Consider the following 19197-nt stretch of genomic DNA (forward strand, 5'->3'; position numbering starts at 1 on the left):
ATAAAGGTAACAGCAAGTGGAATTGGTAAATTTAAAAGATTCATCGGACACAGCAAATTTTGCCGAAGCCGTTAAGCGTGGCTTAGGTAGAAACCAAGGGCTTTATTTTCCAGAGCATATTCCTACTCTAGATAATATTGACGAATTGTTGGAAAAGCCGTTTGTCGAGCGCAGTATTGACGTGCTTCGCGCGCTTATTGGCGACGAGCTGAATAATGGCGAATTAGACGAAGTTGTTCAAACCGCGTTTGCGTTTGGTGCGCCAGTTGAGCAAGTTAATGATAACGTGTATTGCCTAGAGCTTTTCCACGGCCCAACACTGGCGTTTAAAGATTTTGGCGGCCGTTTCATGGCGCAAACTCTTTCGCGCATTAGTGAAGGTAAGCCAGTAACTATCTTAACCGCGACGTCGGGCGATACAGGCGCAGCGGTTGCCCATGCATTCCATGGTATCGACAACATTAACGTTGTTATCTTGTTCCCTAAAGGCAAAATTAGTGCGCTGCAAGAAAAGTTATTTACGACGCTAGGCGGTAACATTCACACCGTGGCGATAGAGTCAGACTTTGATGCATGTCAGTCGTTAGTAAAAACCGCATTTGATGATCCTGATGTGCGTGAAGGTCTTCACCTAAACTCAGCAAACTCAATTAATATCAGCCGTTTATTAGCCCAAGTGTGCTACTACTTTGAAGCGGTAAGTCAGCTGCCAAAAGAAAAGCGCGATCAGCTCGTTATTTCAGTACCTAGTGGTAACTTTGGTAACCTAACTGCAGGAATGATTGCTAAATCCTTAGGTCTACCTATTAAGCGCTTTATCGCGGCAACTAACTTAAATGATACTGTACCGCGCTATCTTAAAACAGGTGAGTGGGACCCTAAATCAACTGTTGCAACTATGTCTAATGCCATGGATGTTAGCCAGCCAAATAACTGGCCGCGTATCGAGGCGCTTATAGAGCGTGGTTACATTGACAAAGCGTGTCTTAAAGGTGAGATGGTAGATGAAGAGTATACTCAGCTAGCAATGCGTCAATTAGCCCAACAAGGCTACACCAGTGAGCCGCATGCCGCTATTGCATATCGCGCGGTAAGTCACGACTTAGAAGACGGCGAAATTGGATTGTTCTTAGGAACGGCACACCCAGCTAAGTTCAGAGAAACAGTAGAAAACGTGTTAGGCAACCCGATTAGCTTACCTAAGCCATTGGCTGACGTAGCAGGCGAAGACAGCTTAGCAGTAGACTTACCTGCGTCTTACGATGCACTTAAACAACATATGATGGACTTGCTTAAGTAATGACATCATCGGCTTTAACATGGCAAAGCGCGCTTAGTGATGAAAAGCAAAAAGACTATTTTGTTGAGTTACTTGAGCGCGTGAAACACGCTCGTGAGGCGGGTGGCGTTATTTACCCTCCTCAGTCTGACGTATTTAATGCACTTAAATACACATCGCTTGATGAGGTTAAAGTCGTGATCTTGGGGCAAGACCCGTATCACGGGCCTAATCAAGCGCATGGGCTTTGTTTCTCGGTAAAAGCGGGCGTTAAAACGCCTCCATCACTTAGGAATGTGTACAAAGAGCTGTTAACTGATATCGACGGTTTCACCGAACCTAGTCACGGCACGCTTACACCTTGGGCGGAACAGGGCGTACTCTTACTTAATACTGTGTTAACGGTTGAGCAGGGGAAAGCACATAGCCACGCTAAATGGGGTTGGGAAACATTCACCGATAAGGTTATCGATGTGGTTAACGCGAACTGTGAAAATGTGGTGTTTCTTTTGTGGGGAAGCCACGCACAGAAGAAAGGTAAGCATATTGACCGTGACAAACATAAAGTTCTACACGCGCCGCACCCGTCACCGCTTTCAGCGCACAGAGGCTTTTTAGGTTGTAAACACTTCAGCCAAACCAATCAATACCTGATTGAAAAGGGCAAAGCACCTATCAATTGGCAGGTATAGTATTTGTTCACACGCTAAGCTTACGTATGAAGCATTTACAGCACGCTAGAAAGTAAAAAGGCCGCCTGTAACAGGCGGCCTTTTAGTTTTATCTTTCCAGTGTCTCTAGCTCGTACTCGAAACCACAATCGAGTTCGGCGAGTTCTTTTTCTAAAGCGTACCTATCGCGTAGTGCTTCGATTTCTCTCCACTTCCTTTTTTTACTTTTGGTTTTAGCTGGGCTTGCTTCGATGTCTAACATGGCAAATAGATCTGATTTATCCACTGGGATCTCCTTTTTATACCACTACAACTAATACAGAGTTTTTTGTTTTTAATTCCCTCTGTACGATTTTGTATCACAGCCGCCATTAAAATAAAATAGTTTGGTTTACTTTTTATTAACAAATTGTGACGTTATGATGACAAGGGTAAGGAAATGTTCAGTGTGTTTAAAGCGTGAACAATAGCTGTATGTAATTGATACTATTTGTTTTATCAGTAATCAACTGTACAGTGTTGCGGGCATCAAAAATGTCTGTCGTCTACTCGATGAATACCGCAACAAAAAACGGCCAGCTTTATTTAAAAAGCTGACCGTTCAGTTTGTTTTTGCACCAGGCGGGTGATTTTATATCACCTCGAATTCCTTATTTTGGTGCATTCGCTGCTCTGAATTTTGCAATCAATTGTTGTGTCGAAGCGTCGAAATTATCTTTGTCTGCTTCGCCTTGAATGCCAGCAAGTACTTGGTTTCCTAGTACTTTACCTAACTCTACGCCCCATTGGTCGAATGAGTTAAGGTTCCAGATAACACCCTGAACGAATACCTTATGCTCATACATTGCAACCAGCGCGCCAAGTGTTTTAGGTGTAAGGCTATCGAATAAGAAAGTGTTGCTAGGCTTATTACCAGGCATAGTCTTATGGGCAGCCAAACGTTTGCGTTCTGCGTCGTCTAGGCCTTTACCATCAAGATCTGCATAACATTCTTCAAAGGTTTTACCTTGCATCAGCGCCTGGGTTTGACCAAAACAGTTAGACGCGAGCATAGCGTGATGGGTGTCGTCTTGGTTAGGAACGTTAAGCGGCAGCATGAAGTCTGCTGGTATCACGCCAGAGCCTTGGTGAATAAGCTGGTGGAAGCTGTGCTGACCATTTGTTCCTTCGCTACCCCAGATAATAGGGCCAGTAGGATAGTCTACATTTTCACCTTCTTGAGTGACTTCCTTACCATTACTTTCCATATCTAACTGCTGTACATAAGCAGGTAAACCACGAAGATAGTGGTAATAAGGCAGTAGTACATGAGATTGTGCATCGAAAAAGTTTCTGTACCATACGCCTAACAATGCAAGCAATACAGGCATGTTTTCTTCAAGCGGTGCCGTCGTGAAATGGGTATCCATTTCAAATGCACCTTCAAGCAAGCCTTTAAAGTTTGCAAAGCCAAGAGCAAGTGAAATAGGCAGGCCGATAGCTGACCATAGTGAGTAACGACCGCCTACCCAATCCCACATAGGGAAAATGTTATCGGCGCTAATACCAAATTCGGTTGCTGCCTTAACGTTTGAAGATACTGCTACAAAGTGCTTAGCGATATCTTCTTGTGTACCGCCAGACTTCAAGAACCAGTCTTTAGCCGTTAGCGTGTTCTGCAGCGTCTCTTGAGTAGAGAATGACTTCGATGACATAACCACAAGGGTTTCTTCAAAATCAACGCTAGATAACACATCGTGAATGTGACAGCCGTCAACGTTTGCAACAAAGTGAACCTTAACCGCTTCAACCGTGTGAGGTTTTAACGCCTCGGTCATGATTTTAGGGCCAAGGAACGAACCACCAATACCAATCGCTACAATGTGCTTAATAGGTTTGTCAGTATAGCCTTTGTGTTCACCACTGTGGATTGAGGCAGTGAAGGCTTCAATTTTTTCAAGGGTGGCGTGTACTTCAGGCATGACGTCTTCGCCGTCTACCATTACTTTGCGGTCAGAGAAGTTACGAAGTGCGGTGTGAAGCACAGCGCGGCCTTCTGTTGAGTTAATCTGCTCACCAGAAAACATAGCGTCACGAAGGGTTTCTAATTTGCACGCTCGAGCAAGATCGAAAAGCCCTTTAAGCGCATCGTCATTTACGCGATTTTTTGAGTAATCAAGAAAAATACCGCAGGCTTCAAGCTGCATGTTATCCGCACGGCTTGGATCTTGCGCAAACCAGTCGCGCATGTGGGCATCTTTTACCGCTGAAGCGAGTTCAGACAGCTTTTTCCATTCTAAAAGAGAAGTTAAAACACTCATTGTCTAATCAGTTCCTTATGCACTTAGTTTTTCGCGAAGCATGGTCTCAAGCTTTTCTTGGTCAGCTGCGAAGTTACGGATACCTTCAGAAAGCTTTTCTGTTGCCATCGCATCTTCGTTCATTGCCCAGCGGAACTCACTTTCTGTTAGACGGTCGCCTGGCGTTTTTGTCGCGCCATTGTCTTTTAGCTTAACTTCTAGTTCACCTGGCTCGTTGGCTAGTTCTTCAAGTAGTGCAGGGCTGATAGTTAGACGATCACAGCCAGCTAGTGCTTGAATTTCACCAATGTTGCGGAAGCTTGCGCCCATTACAACCGTTTTGTAGCCGTACTCTTTGTAGTAGTTGTAAATTTTGGTCACTGATACTACGCCGGGGTCTTCATCTGGTGCGTAAGACTCAGTGCCGGTCGCCTTTTTGTACCAGTCTAAAATACGGCCTACGAATGGAGAGATAAGGTAAACGCCTGCTTCTGCACATGCTTGCGCTTGGGCGAAACTGAATAGCAGTGTTAGGTTGCACTGAATACCTTTTTTCTCTAGTGCTTCAGCAGCTTGAATACCTTCCCACGTAGAAGCAATTTTAATAAGAATGCGTGACTTATCGATACCTGCATCTTTATATAGCTGTACCAAGCGCTCTGCTTTTTCAATTGTTGCAGCAGTATCAAACGATAGGCGCGCGTCTACTTCTGTTGAAATACGGCCAGGGATGGTCGCAGAAATTTCTTTACCAATGGCGACTGCTAACTTGTCTGAAGCATCAGTTAACTGCTGCTCAGCATCGTTTGACTGAAGTTTTGCCCATGCTACAGCGTCATCAATTAGGCTTGCATACTGAGGAAGACCTGCTGCTTTTAGCAGTAGCGACGGGTTGGTAGTAGCGTCAACCGGCTGATATTTCTTGATGGCATCGATGTCGCCGGTATCGGCAACTACGGTAGTGATATCACGTAATGAAGCTAACTGATTGCTCATAATTCTCTCTGTACTTTATCAATAATAAATTTGGACAACTCGCTAGAAAAGCCAGTTGAATAAAACGATACGCTTGCGCGTTTTTGTAGGATATTGCGCTTGCGTTTTCTCTCTGTTTACTTAGCTTGTAAAAAACAAACTAAGCTAAGTCGAAAATAGCGCTTTGGTTTTCAAGAAGCACTCATAAGCCGCGCATCAAGGTTATTGTTTGAATATTTTTTTGTAACCCTATTTATATCAAACCCGTGTGACAATTCATACATTGAATAATGACAAATTCACTAATCGGATTTCTCTGTTAAGCCAATTTGTGTCTTTCTTATGCTATTTTGCTTTTTAATGCGTATCAGGTGGTACAATAGATGCGTGAAAGTAAAGGAGTCGAAATGTTAGTTGTAGTATCCCCAGCAAAAAACCTAGATTTTGAAAGTCAAATTCCAGTAAGTCAGTTTACTCAACCTGAAATGCTTGAGGACACTGAACGTTTGATGGAAGTTTGCCGCACTTTATCTCCGGCAGACTTGTCATCGCTAATGAAAATAAGTGATAAACTGGCAACCTTAAATGCAAACCGTTTTGCTGAATTTTCTACACCGTTCACACCAGAGAATGCGCGTCAGGCGATGTATGCGTTTAATGGCGATGTTTATACCGGGCTTGATGCTTACTCGCTAGACAGCGACACCGTAGAATACGCACAAAAACACCTTCGTATTTTGTCCGGTCTATATGGACTGCTTAGACCCCTAGATTTAATGCAGGCTTATCGTCTAGAAATGGGGACTAAACTGGCGAACCCTGAGGGTAAAGACTTGTACGCGTTTTGGGATGATCGTATTACCTATGTACTAAACAAGGCGTTGGAAGCGCAGGGTGATAATGTGTTAATCAACCTTGCTTCAAATGAATATTTTAAAGCAGTAAAGAAGAAGTCTTTAGACGGCATGATCATTACGCCAACCTTTAAAGACTACAAAAACGGTCAGTATAAAATTATCAGCTTTTTCGCAAAGAAAGCCCGTGGCTTGATGGCGCGCTACATTCTTGAAAATCGTGTTGAAGATGTAGAAGGCTTGAAAAACTTCGATGTAGACGGCTATCAATTTAGTGAAGAACAGAGTTCATCAACAGAGTTAGTGTTCCTTCGTAATCAGGAAGCTTAATTCTTTATATCGCTGGCGTCGGCACTGTTGGGACAGGCAGGCGCTTTTGCAAACATATCATTCTCACTTCGCAAGATAACGTGACATCGCTTTTCTCGCTTTCTCCACATATATAACCACCTCACAGTAATGTTCTTTAAGAGCAGTGTCTTTCTGACAGCAATGCTCGCTCTCTTTGTGTGTTAAGTTTGTTTATGAAGGTGCTAATGTAATTGATTCGCATTTAGTATTAAAGGCTGGTAATATCCCGACGGAAAATACTTGGGATACTAAAAACTAATACGGAATTAACTGAATGACACTCCCTTCTTTAAATACGCGAATCACCTTACTAGCCGCAGCAGTTGCCGGTTCTATATTACCTTCTGTCGTAAATGCAGAGTCAGTTATGACACCAGACGGGAATGAAATGGAGCGCATTGTTGTCTCTGCAACCGGGTTTGAGCAAAAATTGACGGAAGCGCCAGCAAGTATTTCCGTAATAACTCAGGAAGACCTACAGTCTCGTTCATTTATCACATTACTCGATGCTGTGCAGTTTCAAGAAGGCATAGATATTGGTACGACAAGAGATAAAACGGGTCAGGGTACAGTAAGTATGCGAGGGCTTACTGGTGAGTACACGCTATTGTTGATTGATGGTGTGCGTATGAATAATCATGGCGATATCTACCCGAACAACTTCGGCGGTAACGCGTTTGGTCACGTACCTCCAATGGAAGCCATTGAGCGAATTGAAGTAATTCGTGGACCTGCATCAACCTTATATGGCGCCGATGCTTTGGGTGGCGTAATTAATGTTATCACTAAAAAGCGCTCTGAAAATTGGGGCGGCTCAATTAACTTTGGCCGCAGTATTCAGACGGACGATCAATTCGGCGACGATATAACCACAGACTTTTTTGCTCAAGGTCCACTGATTAAGGATCTTTTAACCTTGGGTGTGAGGGGAAGTATTTATGAGCGTCAAGCGTCTAATCCCGAATTTGAGCCTGCTGTTGACCCTAATGGTGACATTCACGTTCGTGAGCTCGGGTTTGGTAGTGGCGGAAAAACGGTAGATAGCGATAGTGAACAGTATGGTTTTACACTGTTCTATACCCCGTTTGAAAATCAAAGTTTCAAGTTTGATTACGATAATTCGGGTCAAACCTATGACAATACACCAACCTATAATATAGAAACTGACTCTATTACCTACCCTTTAGGTACTAAAGACAATATAGACTCTATATGGGCAGCTCGAGGCGGAGTGGTAAACCCTCGCGCAGGATATGCAGCAGACCAAGAGTTCAATCGTGAATGGTGGTCCATAACGCATCAGGGGCAGTTCGATGGTTTTTCCAGTATGATCGCTCTATCACATGTTGATACATCAAACGATGGAAGAACCCTACCGCTCAGCGTAACCGAACGCTTGTTATTGCAAGAAATGTATGACGGTGTAGGCGTTTACGAGGGGCTAGATGAAGAAACACGTAGAAGCATAGCTGAGGAAACTTTTTTACCTCGTCCAAAAAGACCATTAGAAAGTAGCCAGTACACGTTAGATGTGCGTGTTGATATTCCTGTCTCCAACGCTATGGGCGAGCATAATATTGTTCTTGGGGGACAGGTTATTGATGGTGAATTACTGGACGGTGTATTTGGTCTGGAAGACAGTAATGCTGGTGGCAAGCAAGAACAAAAAATGTGGTCATTGTTTGTCGAAGACAACTGGAGCCCGAACGACTACCTGACTTTAACGGGCGGGGTGCGTTACGATGAGCACGATGTTTTCGGAAGCCAAGTATCTCCTCGTCTTTATGCAGTTTACACAATGAATGACAACTGGACGGTTAAAGGTGGCGTTAGCACTGGATACAAAACGCCGAATACGACGGATCTCTACGATGGTGTCACAGGCTTTGGAGGGCAGGGTACTTCGCCATTTGCGGGGAATCCAGAATTAGAACCTGAAACCAGTGTAAATAGTGAAATTGCAGTATATTGGAACAGTGACGCAGGCCATAATGCAAACATCACCTACTTTAATACTAAGTTCAAAGATAAAATTGCAAGTGGCGATACAGTATACAGCTGCGAAGTAACAGGCGGTGCACGTCCGTGTGTCAATTTAGGCGATTATGATCAGTTAGGCTATGACACCTATAGTCAAAAAATAAATATTGATGACGTAGATTTGCAAGGTATAGAACTCGCAGGCCGCTGGCAAATAGGGACAAAGTGGTTTATGACGGCTAACTATACTTGGACTGACAGTGAGCAAAAGAGCGGTCCAGAGGAAGGTCAGCCATTGACTAACACCGCTGAACATATGGCGAATATCACGCTAAACTGGGATGTCACGGAAGATTTTAGTTTATATGCCCAGTCACAAATACGCTCGGACCGCTATCGCGGATGGGACAGTAACCTTGATAAGCCCCTTTATTACAAAAATTATCAATTGTTGACACTTGGAGCGAGATACCGCATTAACGACTACGTTAGTGTGAATGCGCGTATTAATAATTTGTTGGACGAAGACTTTACTTCATATACAACCGAATATAACGATCTAAATAACGATGGTACGTTTGATTACGTAACGGGTAGTGGCGCGGTAAGTGAAGTCGTGTTTTTAGATGACTATAATATTAAAGATCGCGCGCGAAACCTTTGGGTGGGCGTGAATGCAACATTTTAGAATGCGTTAAAACTAGTGTGAAAAGCCGGTAACCTAGTTACCGGTTTTTTTCTTTTGAAATAGCAGTCTATGTACCTCAGACTGTTAAACCTTTAACCATGTCGGTTTTGAGCATGCTATAATTGGGCAAGCATGTTATTTAATAAGTTGAGCTAAACCTTGAGCATACTAGTCCGTAATCTACCTAAAGCTTTCACCCAAGACAATCTCGAAGCCTTGTTTTCTGAGTTTGGCACCATAGCGTCATGCGACCTAGTGATGGATGAGGCGTCGGGTTTATCTAAAGGCTTCGGCTTTGTTGAAATGAGCACGCAAGAAGAAACCGATAAAGCCATTGAAACGCTTAACGCCAAAGTTATCGACGGTAAGAAAATTCGTGTTAAGTGGTCAAATCAAGAGAAGAAGCAAGCTGAAGCGATAGACAGCGCACCCGCGCCTAAAAGAGACATCCCCGAAGATGTATGGGGAAGTGCTTCTCTTAATAATTCCGAAATCGAAAACGATACCAAGCAATAGCCAGAGAAATCTAATTGACTAGCGCCGACCACGAAGGTTGTTAGCGCTAGACATTCATTTGACCAGATACGGTTGCTGTCTTTACTTGAGTATTGCGAGCAGTCATAACAATGGCTAGCCAAACCAACACGCCACCACCGGCTAACGCTAAACCTACCCAGCCTGTGGATGTATACCCAAATCCTGCTGAAAGAGCCATACCTGCCAACCACGGGCCTAGCGCATTGGCGGTATTAAATGCTGCATGGTTCATTGCACCCGCTAAGGTTTGTGCTTCGCCAGCTACATCCATTAAACGTGTTTGAAGTGGTACTACCATACCGCCGCCTATACCAATGAAAAACAGTGAGGCCGCCATCAAATATGGATGGCCCATAGACGCGGCGTAAGCGGCTGCAGATAAACCCAGTAGAACCTGAAATACGATAGCTGAAGTTAGAAGTCTGCCTTCAGAATAGCGCCCAGCGATAATGTTGCCCAGGGTCACACCAATGCCATAGATAAGCAAAGTTGCTGAGATTCCCCATTCAGGTGCCGAGGTCGTGTTTAAGTACGAGGCGCTGAAATAAGAGTACACCGAGAACATACCACCAAAGCCTATAGCGCCCATAAGTAGAACCAGCAGCACATCTTTGTTTTTCAGCGCTTTAAGCTCAGTTAACGGTTTGGCATCTGGGTTTGGTCCGCGGTAGGGTGCCGTTTTCCACACCATTAATGCGGTAACCAAGGCAAAGGCTGAAATAATAAAGAAGCCGGTTCTCCACCCGAACATTTGGCCTATACCGCTAATAGACGGCACACCAATAATATTGGCGATAGCTAAGCCTAAAATGATATTACTGACAGCTTGCGCCCGTTTATTTTTACCGGCAATGTCAGCTGCAAAAAGCATGGCAATACCGAAGTAAGCACCATGAGGAAGGCCGGCAATAAAGCGAGCTATGTTCATTGTCCATTCTGACCATGCTAATGCTGTTAACAGGTTTCCGCCAGCATAAAATACCATCATTGAGATAAGCATGGTGCGTCGGGCAAGACGAGAAAAGAAAATAGTAATAAGCGGAGCGCCTACTACAACACCAATGGCATAGGCACTAATGGCATGGCCAGCGACGTTTTCTGTAATACCGAAATCTTCAGCGAAGTAAGGGAGTAAGCCCATAGCAGCAAATTCGCTGCAACCTATTACAAAAGTACCGAAAGCTAGCCAAAATGTAATAGTCGCCAGTGAATATCCTTCCGTCGCTGATTTTTCTTTTGAACGGGCTCGATTAGACACTGCCTGAGTAGAAGTCATATCGTCAGTTTGATTCGCCATAAACTACCTTTGTTCCTTCATTTCTTACCATTCAATCGCTTGCTAGCTGCTTGAGCACGGCGCACTTGCACAAGATAAAATACAAAAACCGGCAAATGGTATGTTTGCCGGTTTTCTATATTTGGAAGCTATTGCTTTGGCTGTTCACAAAGGCCAAAAGCCCCAAGCTTGTGCTTTATTCATTCATTAATTGGATAAGATCTTAGCAGCGAATGATTATTTAGTAACGGTAGCTGATAAGATTTCTTAATCATTTCAGCGCTTTAAATGTAGTGTGTTTGTTAATGATTTAAGTCACGTAATTTTTTCAGTAATACGTAGGTGTACTAACTCAATACTAAAGTGATTGTTTTGCTTGCGTAAAAGCCCTCAACGCCTATCGTTTTTGCTCAGCCAGCTGTTAACATTTTATGCAGGGCTAGCCGATATAGCCGCATCTATTTTCGAACAATTATTCGAGTCAAAGAACAAATTTCTTGACTTCAATTCGTTCTATATATAGAACGTTCTTTAAATGGAACAAATTGGTGTGGCAACGTGTGAATCAATCTACCCTGAATATTCTAGGTAGGCACCTACAGAAACTTAGGCAAGATAAAGGTGTCTCGTTATCTCAATTAGCTGCAGGTGCGGGTATTGCCAAATCTAACCTCTCTAGACTAGAGCAGGGCAACGGCAATCCTACGTTAGATACTATTTGGCGGTTAGCCAAACAACTTGATGTGCCCTTTGGTCAGCTCGTCCAACCTCTTAGCACAAGCGTAGGAGAGAATGGGGTGGAAGTGTGTCTTATTGAGCAGGGACAAGGAGAGCCTAATGTAGATGCTTACTGGATGTCAGTCGCACCTAATACGCTGCGAGAAGCCGAGGCTCACGCGACTGGAACAAAGGAAACCATTACGGTAATAAGCGGTACATTAGAAGCTGGGAACATTGGCAGTACTCAACTATTGCACCCCGGCCAGAGTACTAATTTTAGGGCTGATTTACCTCACGTCTACAAAACGCAAGACGACTGGGCAACCTGCCTTATCACCATCGTTTATCACAAAGAGGCAATGGAATGAACCAAGTTTCTTCAAAAAGTGGGCTAAAGCAGGGGATCATAGATGGATTACCCCTGCTAGGCGGGTATATCCCGGTTGCTATTTCATTTGGCGTTATCGCTATTCAAGCTGGCTTTTCAACATTAGAAGCAACATTAATTTCTGTGTTCATTTACGCCGGCGCGTCGCAATTTCTTTTAGTTGCCATGGTGGCGTCAGGGGCCCCTCTTTGGCTAGCGGTGTGTATGACGCTTCTAGTCAACATACGTCATGTGGTTTACGCGCCCAACTTAGTGCCTTATTTACCACAAAGTAGGGCGTGGCCCTATTTAATGCATGGCCTTACCGACCAAATCTTTGCGCTAGCCCATACACGTTTACCTTGCATGGAAGACGCCAAGAAAGTTGATTGGTTTAAAGGTGTTTCAATTGTGGCGTGGTTTAGTTGGATTTTGGGGACAGCACTGGGCGGGTTAGCTGGAGATTCGCTTACACAAAAATGGCCAGTTCTGGATAGTGTAATGCCGTTTGCTTTACCAGCCTTGTTTCTTGTTCTGTTAGCGCCAAAGTTTACCAATAAACAATGGGTCGTTACCTTGTTGGTCACTATCTCCACTGCTCTTTTCATTGCCCTTAGTAGTTTCAAAAATGCGGCTATTCCTTTAGCTGCACTGTTTGGTGCGCTCACATTTTATGTTCTTACCTCTCATGCCGGAAGGAAACCATCTCATGCAAACTGATATTTGGGTGGCAATTATCGTGGCGGCTATAGGCACTTATGCATTGCGTGTTGCACCATTACTATGGACACAGCGTCACTTCAATAAACACAAAGCCAACAATTCCGAAGCGCACTTGCCTACCTGGTTAAGTGTACTGGGACCATTAATGATAGCCGCTATGTTGGGGGCTTCCCTTGTTCCTAAAGCTCCGTCAGCGTCAAGTTGGATAGCCACATGTGTTGCAACAGCCATAACAATACTCGTTTGGCGTAAAACCAAGACATTGGGCTTACCCGTCTTTTTGGGCGTCGCCGTTTTTGGCGTAATATACTGGTGCGCTTTGCACTTTTTATAGATATCACGCAGGCTAAATGGAGTGGGGATAGATAGTTAGCTTTTTACGCTTTTCGTTCCCTTTAGCAAGGCTTCTGAGCAGTGTTCACCATGTAGAACCGAGATGTCGCCCGTGGTTTCAAGGACTACTGCCCTAACTTCATTTAGATTTAAAACGTTCGCCTCCCTAAGCTTGGCTAGCAAATCACTGCGCGCCACTCGAGTTTCTTCGAGTGCGCTATCGATAACTTCGCCGTTTCTCATTAAGATAATCGGCGTGTTTTGCATTATCGCTTCAATTTTATCGGATTTTCTGCGTAGTTTGGCGGTAACGGACTGCACGATAAACAAGGCGGCCATTGCAATCATGGCTTGAATGAAAGCCGTCCAATTCGTTGTTTGAGAAGCACTAGCGAGTAATGAGCCCACCGCTACCGTCATCACGAAGTCGAAGTTTGTCATCTTCGAAAAAGAACGTAAGCCATTAATACGAACTAGTAATACTACCCACACCATTGCCATAACGGTAAGCAAAATGCCTCTAAATAAAAGGTCAATCGTTGGGCTAGCGCTAAACATACACATCTCCTCATATTGCTATAGCATCAATATCCATTCACCTGCATAGAGTATTAGCAATACGTTGAGTTGAAGCGTTAAGATTTAGGCTTAGCTAAACTTGCTTGGCATTTTTTATTTTCCCATGGCTTTGTCGCCCCAGATTTCTTTTAAGCGCTGGTCGCGACCACAGTTCCAACGGTAGAACTTGTAGCGGACGGGACTTTTCTTATAGAAATCTTGGTGGCCTATTTCATCACCTTTAATTGGATAAAAGGTAGAAGCATCAAGTATTGGTGTTATCACTTCTTTTTTCGGAAACTGGGTTATAACGTCAGCTTTTGTTTTTTCGGCGATAGCACGTTCTTTATCGTTTGCAACAAAAATAGCGCTTAGGTAGCTGGGACCTTTGTCGCAAAACTGCCCTCTGTCGTCAAAAGGGTCAATATTCACCCAAAAATGATCGAGAATATCTTTATAAGAAAGCACTTCGCCGTCATAAGTAATCTTTACGGCTTCATAATGCCCTTTATGATTGCCGTTGTAGGTAGGGTTTGGTGCACTTCCACCAGTAAACCCAGAGACTACGTCGATTACGCCTTCTAATTTCTCAAAATCAGATTCCATACACCAAAAGCAGCCTCCAGCTAAAACAGCTTCATCGGCATTTGTAGATGGTGTAAATACCGCGGCACTCAAAGTTGCGCCGAACAATACTGCGGTGATTGTAGATTTCATTGTGTACCTTTTATATTTTGACTAAGCGATATCGCAATGGGCTGTATCTAAGTTTTCTTGCCGAGCGTTACGACTCATAAAGTGGGGCTATGTTAATGAACATATACGAGTATTAGATAAAGAACGGTTTAGGCTGTAATTAATTTCATCTTAGAATGAATCATCACTTTTTACTCGCTTAGAAAAAGGGGGCCTAGCTAGCGATTGTCTGTATCGCACTAGAATCAAAAATACTTGGTGCTGAAAAAGATAAAAAGAGGGTAAGTAAAATTTGCATCAAACTCTGTAGCCTGCTTGCACTGGTAGCAAATTCACTCCCACCTAATTTTACGCGACTGCTCTGTAGCCCTGCCATGACAGGGGCTGGAGTAAAAGCCTTTTAGTCGGCAGAGCACTTGCATCACAGGAATTACGTGTGAGTCAAAATATGCAACGATTCGTGATATCACTCTGTGAGGCAGTTTAGTTTTGCTTATCGCTAATTAAACACTGCTTTACTTCGTGTAATCGGTTGTCGTTTGTTCATATCTCTATAAGAGTTTGGCTCAGATTTAATTAAGTAGAAAGTAAGGAAGATAATATGTCTATAGTCAAATCAGGTAGTGCAGCATACAAGCCGTTAGGTAAAAAAGGGAAGGGCAGCATTTCTACGGAAACAGGCGCTTTGTCCAATCAACCTTATGGTTTTAACACACGGTTTGAAGATGGAAAAGGGACCAACCCTGAAGAATTAATTGGCGCAGCTCATGCGAGCTGTTTCACTATGGCGCTTTCGTTTGCGTTGTCCGATGCAGGGTATGAAGACGGCGAATTAAATACAACGGCCAAAATCAGCCTAGACAAAAGCGATGACGGTTTTGAAATCACTCAGTCCGCATTGACGTTAGACGCTGACGTTGACGGGATCACCGAAGATGAATTTGAAAAAATAGCCCAAGAAGCGAAGGAGAATTGCCCCGTTTCTCAACTGCTAAATGCCAACATTACCTTGGAATACCGGTTGAATAAGGGCTAACCATTTCAATCAATAAAACAAGCTCACATTGCTGAAAAATATGCGAGCTTGTTTTACAAACATCAGAAAAGAAAGAGCGGCTTAAAAAAGCCGCTCTTTTATATTAATTGTGTTTTATTTGCTAATTACACCACAAGCCACGCGTTTGCCACCGCCGCCGAGCTTTTTAGGGGAATCAGAATAGTTATCGCCGCCTGCATGAATCATTAGCGCGCGACCTTCAATATCTTCCAGCTCAAGTTCTGGCGCGAAAATTGGCTGAGTAGCCTCACCTTCTTCATTTACATAAAGCACGGGAAGATCGCCTTCATGACCGCGCTCAGACCACGGAGCTCTATGTTTATCGGTATTTTCTGGGTCAAAGTGACCGCCAGCTGCGCCACCTAACACCTTTTTGCCATCCTTCATTGCAGGGGAGCAATCTCCATTTTGATGAACGTGGAAGCCATGGGTTCCCGGCGTCAACCCTGACAGCTTAGGTGTGAATACCACGCCGTCATCATCGTGACTGCTCACCATAACTGTACCCATAGCATTCCCAGTTTCTAAGTTTTTCATCACCACTTCTTTCCCTTCTTCGTGATGGCCGGCAAAACTCCCAGCACTTAGGACCAAAGAAATTGAGCCTGCTAAAGTAGTAAATAAACGCTTCTTCATAGTATTCTCCTTCACTAAATTAATGATTCGTTTTCGAGCAACTACGAAGTTAAACAGCATAAAATAAACCAGTTTGTGCGAAGTGAAAGAAAAGGTACCGTAGGCCCTACTATTGTGAACTTTAGGCCATATATAGCTCTCAGTACTCAAAAAAATCCCCCACGTTAGGTGCAAGACTTATAGCGTTCCTGTGAAAAAGTTACCGAATGTATTTCTATATTCTTTTTCTACGTTTTATGAACTGAAGGCGGATAAGTTTGTACCCGCGCGGTAAAAATCAGTAACAATATGGTGGTGGCACTTTTTTCCTATTCGACTTACAGTTAGCCCACATCCAGTTTTTAAAGGACATTGTCATGTATACACTTTACGGTTATCCGAAAACCCGCTCAGTTCGCGTGGCATGGGCATTGGAAGAACTAGGCTTACCTTTCGAATACAAGTTGATTGACCTAAAACAAGGGCAACACCTGACAGAGGAATATAGAACCATAAGCCCGGCAGCAAAAATCCCAGCGCTAGCAACACCCGAAGGTACCTTGACCGAGTCTGCTGCTATTGTCACCTTTTTAGCTGAAAGACACGGCATGCATGAATTTATCCCAGAGCCAGCCAGTTTTGAGCGTGCAAAATATGAAGAGATGATGCTGTTTCTTAGCAGTGAATTAGAGCAGCCCATTTGGAATTTGGCAAAACACACCTTTGCGCTGCCAAAAGAGCAGAGACTTGAACAAATGCGCGAAATAGCGGTATGGGAATTTAAGCGAGTATTGTTGGTTTTCTCCTCTATGCTTGGCGACAAAGAGTTTGCGTGTGGCGCTATGTTTACCATGGCCGACGTGATCGCAGGTCATATTTTGGCGTGGGCGAAAGGCAGTAAACTTGATATCACGCTAGACGGTAAAACAGACAATGTAGGGGCTTACGCGAAACGTGTATTGGGCCGTGAAGCCTATGAAAGAGCATGGCGACAAGAGATGGCTTATTTGCCTGAATAATTGCTTACAGAGCCTAAACAGCCTTTGGCTGGATTGAAGTGGTGTAAATTACAAGCCTGGCTGAGTGTGCATTAGATTACAATTCATCAAATGTGAATTTGATATTGAGTATCCGGTTCAGGTGCCAATAATTAAAGCAGTTTGCTACGTCATTGTAGGGCAAAAACATATAACGACAGCGCCGTTGGTATAAAAGCTTACTAAAAATTAGCGGTGAGATAATAAAACAAGAAGGTAATGACAAATGAAATCATTTAAAACACTACTCGTCAGCAGTGCAGTGGCAATCGCACTGGGCTTTAGTTCGGCGGTAGTATATGCACACAATCACGCAGATATGCAGAGTTCACAGAAAACTAAATCAGTATCAAGAGAAGTGTCTGAGCACGATAAACTTTTTGCGATATTTGCGGCTGCCGACCAGCGCAATATCGAGCTAAACCCGATTATGGCCATTTTTCGTGGCGACATGCGTTACGCAGACAGAATGGGCGACTTCTTAACAGACTCTCACGCTTTAGCGGGAAAAACAGCGACATTATTGAATTTGTCTGAGCTTAAACAAATTGACCGCAGTAAGTTAAGCGACACCGATAAACTTGCCTACGATGTATTCAAATACAACCAAGAGCGCTCGCTAAAAATGTCGAGCGACGAAATTGAAGCCCTCACAGAAGTACGTCCTGTAAATCACTTTAGCGGGTTTCATACCTTCTATCCAACATTTGCAAGCGGAAAAGGCGCAGCGCCATTTAAAACCCTAGAAGATTATGAAAATAATTTATCTCGCCATAAAGATTACATCGCGATATCAGATCGTGCTATCGGCAAGTTTCGCGAGGGCATGGAAAGTGGTGTACTTGAAACTAAATTGACTATCGACCGAGTGATAAAACAGTTTGATACTCAACTGGCTATCCCAATTAAAGAGTCACAATTTTGGGGGCCAATTACCATGTTCCCAGAAAGCTTCTCTGACGAAGAAAAAGCCCGCTTAACCGCTGAGTATGAAAAAGCGACGCAAGAGATTTACGATGCAACCACGCGCATGCGCGACTTTCTGCGCGATGAGTACTTGCCTGTTGCCCGTGACAGTATTGGCCTTAGCGATATGAAAGGTGGCGCAAAGCTTTATCAATTGATGGTGGAAGGTTCGACTACACTGCCAATGACGCCTGATGAACTGCATACGCTAGGCTTAAAAGAAGTTAAGCGCATTAAAAATGACATGCTTGAAATTAAAGACGAAGTGAACTTTGAAGGCACCCTAAATGAGTTCTTCGATTATGTGCGCACCGACCCTAAATTCAAGCCTGAAAGTCGCGAGGCACTAACCCAAAACTATTATGATATTGGTCGCGAAGTAGACGAGAAAATTGATCAGTACTTCTCACTATTGCCTAAGTCTGAGCTAGAGATAAAACCTTACGATCCTGCAATTGAGCAATTTAGCGCAGGTGGTTCTTATCAGCCGGGCACGCCAGACGGCTCTCGTCCTGGTACTTTCTACTTTAACGCTTATGACCTACCTAGTCGTTTAACGACGGGTAACGTTACTTTGTACCTTCATGAAGGTGCGCCTGGTCACCATTTTCAAGTCAGCCTTGCGCAAGAAAATGAAGCGCTACCCTCATTCATGCGCTTCAGCTTCCTACCTGCATTCGGCGAAGGGTGGGCGTTATATTCAGAAACTTTGGGTTATGAAATGGGTTTCTTTGATGATCCATGGAACCGTTACGGCACGCTTCAGGATGAACAGCTGCGCGCTATGCGTTTGGTGGTAGATACGGGTATCCATGCTAAAGGCTGGAGCCGTGAACAAGCTATCGATTTTATGCTCGAAAACTCAGGCATGACCCGCACAGAAGTTGTGGCTGAGGTAGAGCGTTATATTGCTATCCCGTCGCAGGCGCTATCTTACAAAGTTGGCGCGCTCAAAATTCAAGAGCTGCGCGCTCGCGCCGAAAAAGCATTAGGTGACGATTTCGATATCCGTGAGTTCCACGCGCAGGTGTTGAATACAGGTGGTATTCCACTTGCTATACTTGAGCAGAAAATTGACCGCTGGATTGCTAGTCATAAAAGTTAGAGAAAAGCGACAAATTAAGTAGAACTTAATACACAATAAAGCCAGTAAGTTTAAGACCTTGCTGGCTTTTTTCGTTTTTGCGACCAATAGCAGTGATATTGACGAATAGCTTAACTAGAGTAGTAATTGT

At 43.9% G+C, this 19197-nt stretch carries 18 protein-coding genes; 11 read left to right on the forward strand and 7 right to left on the reverse strand.

Annotation, left to right across the window (positions count from 1 at the left end):
• Positions 1 to 16 precede the first annotated feature (16 nt).
• On the forward strand, positions 17 to 1300 hold the full coding sequence (gene thrC, locus KL866_RS17285; protein ID WP_214996174.1) for a threonine synthase: 1284 nt from the start codon (positions 17 to 19) through the stop codon (positions 1298 to 1300).
• A complete protein-coding gene (gene ung / locus KL866_RS17290) occupies positions 1300 to 1971 on the forward strand; it encodes a uracil-DNA glycosylase (protein WP_025256207.1) in 672 nt (223 codons plus the stop codon). Before thrC ends, ung begins: the two co-directional genes overlap by 1 nt.
• Before the next feature lie 88 nt (positions 1972 to 2059).
• Here ung and KL866_RS17295 read toward each other — a convergent pair whose 3' ends face one another.
• The 3 genes from KL866_RS17295 to tal form a co-directional block, all read right to left on the reverse strand.
• A complete protein-coding gene (locus tag KL866_RS17295) occupies positions 2060 to 2236 on the reverse strand; it encodes a DUF3545 family protein (RefSeq protein WP_081765847.1) in 177 nt (58 codons plus the stop codon).
• Positions 2237 to 2600: 364 nt separating this feature from the next.
• Positions 2601 to 4250: a glucose-6-phosphate isomerase gene (gene pgi / locus KL866_RS17300; RefSeq protein ID WP_025256206.1), complete on the reverse strand. Its 1650-nt coding sequence runs from the start codon at positions 4248 to 4250 to the stop codon at positions 2601 to 2603.
• Between the two features lie 15 nt (positions 4251 to 4265).
• Positions 4266 to 5225, reverse strand: a complete 960-nt coding sequence (tal, locus tag KL866_RS17305) for a transaldolase (RefSeq protein WP_025256205.1) — start codon at positions 5223 to 5225, stop codon at positions 4266 to 4268.
• Positions 5226 to 5611: 386 nt separating this feature from the next.
• On the opposite strand from tal, the gene yaaA reads away from it, so the two are divergent.
• The 3 genes from yaaA (at position 5612) to KL866_RS17320 (ending at position 9593) form a co-directional block, all read left to right on the forward strand.
• Positions 5612 to 6388, forward strand: a complete 777-nt coding sequence (gene yaaA, locus KL866_RS17310; RefSeq protein ID WP_025256204.1) for a peroxide stress protein YaaA — start codon at positions 5612 to 5614, stop codon at positions 6386 to 6388.
• Positions 6389 to 6683: 295 nt separating this feature from the next.
• Positions 6684 to 9077, forward strand: a complete 2394-nt coding sequence (locus KL866_RS17315; RefSeq protein WP_025256203.1) for a TonB-dependent receptor domain-containing protein — start codon at positions 6684 to 6686, stop codon at positions 9075 to 9077.
• 159 nt (positions 9078 to 9236) lie between these two features.
• Positions 9237 to 9593 carry an RNA-binding protein gene (locus tag KL866_RS17320; protein ID WP_025256202.1) on the forward strand — a complete coding sequence of 119 codons (357 nt, stop codon included), beginning with the start codon at positions 9237 to 9239 and terminating at the stop codon, positions 9591 to 9593.
• 46 nt (positions 9594 to 9639) lie between these two features.
• Here the strand turns inward: KL866_RS17320 and KL866_RS17325 are convergent, their stop codons facing one another.
• Positions 9640 to 10911, reverse strand: coding sequence for an MFS transporter (locus KL866_RS17325; protein WP_025256201.1), 1272 nt, complete (start codon positions 10909 to 10911; stop codon positions 9640 to 9642).
• Positions 10912 to 11438: 527 nt separating this feature from the next.
• Here KL866_RS17325 and KL866_RS17330 point away from each other — a divergent pair.
• Genes KL866_RS17330 through KL866_RS17340 form a run of 3 tightly spaced genes read left to right on the forward strand, consistent with a single transcriptional unit; the run spans position 11439 to position 13034 of the window.
• Complete coding sequence (locus KL866_RS17330) at positions 11439 to 11978, forward strand: helix-turn-helix domain-containing protein (RefSeq protein ID WP_311236160.1); 540 nt, start codon at positions 11439 to 11441, stop codon at positions 11976 to 11978.
• Positions 11975 to 12697: an AzlC family ABC transporter permease gene (locus KL866_RS17335; RefSeq protein WP_025256199.1), complete on the forward strand. Its 723-nt coding sequence runs from the start codon at positions 11975 to 11977 to the stop codon at positions 12695 to 12697. Before KL866_RS17330 ends, KL866_RS17335 begins: the two co-directional genes overlap by 4 nt.
• Positions 12687 to 13034, forward strand: coding sequence for an AzlD domain-containing protein (locus tag KL866_RS17340; RefSeq protein WP_214996176.1), 348 nt, complete (start codon positions 12687 to 12689; stop codon positions 13032 to 13034). The genes KL866_RS17335 and KL866_RS17340 overlap by 11 nt, the downstream gene beginning before the upstream one ends.
• Before the next feature lie 35 nt (positions 13035 to 13069).
• Here the strand turns inward: KL866_RS17340 and KL866_RS17345 are convergent, their stop codons facing one another.
• Positions 13070 to 13591, reverse strand: coding sequence for a DUF421 domain-containing protein (locus KL866_RS17345; protein ID WP_214996178.1), 522 nt, complete (start codon positions 13589 to 13591; stop codon positions 13070 to 13072).
• A gap of 114 nt (positions 13592 to 13705) precedes the next feature.
• On the reverse strand, positions 13706 to 14308 hold the full coding sequence (gene msrA, locus KL866_RS17350; protein WP_214996180.1) for a peptide-methionine (S)-S-oxide reductase MsrA: 603 nt from the start codon (positions 14306 to 14308) through the stop codon (positions 13706 to 13708).
• 580 nt (positions 14309 to 14888) lie between these two features.
• On the opposite strand from msrA, the gene KL866_RS17355 reads away from it, so the two are divergent.
• A complete protein-coding gene (locus KL866_RS17355) occupies positions 14889 to 15323 on the forward strand; it encodes an OsmC family protein (RefSeq protein ID WP_214996181.1) in 435 nt (144 codons plus the stop codon).
• A gap of 114 nt (positions 15324 to 15437) precedes the next feature.
• On the opposite strand, the gene sodC is transcribed toward KL866_RS17355, so the two are convergent.
• Positions 15438 to 15980 (reverse strand): superoxide dismutase family protein, encoded by a 543-nt coding sequence (sodC, locus tag KL866_RS17360; protein WP_214996183.1) that lies wholly within the window; start codon positions 15978 to 15980, stop codon positions 15438 to 15440.
• 356 nt (positions 15981 to 16336) lie between these two features.
• Between sodC and KL866_RS17365 the strand changes: the two genes are divergently transcribed.
• Together KL866_RS17365 and KL866_RS17370 are read left to right on the forward strand one after the other, a co-directional pair.
• Positions 16337 to 16978, forward strand: a complete 642-nt coding sequence (locus KL866_RS17365; protein WP_214996185.1) for a glutathione S-transferase family protein — start codon at positions 16337 to 16339, stop codon at positions 16976 to 16978.
• Positions 16979 to 17222: 244 nt separating this feature from the next.
• The gene (locus KL866_RS17370) at positions 17223 to 19067 is read left to right on the forward strand and encodes a DUF885 family protein (protein ID WP_214996187.1); all 1845 of its coding nucleotides are present in this window, start codon (positions 17223 to 17225) and stop codon (positions 19065 to 19067) included.
• The last annotated feature ends 130 nt before the right edge of the window (positions 19068 to 19197 follow it).

Source organism: Alteromonas sp. ALT199 (genome assembly GCF_018619335.1).
Classification (GTDB): domain Bacteria; phylum Pseudomonadota; class Gammaproteobacteria; order Enterobacterales; family Alteromonadaceae; genus Alteromonas.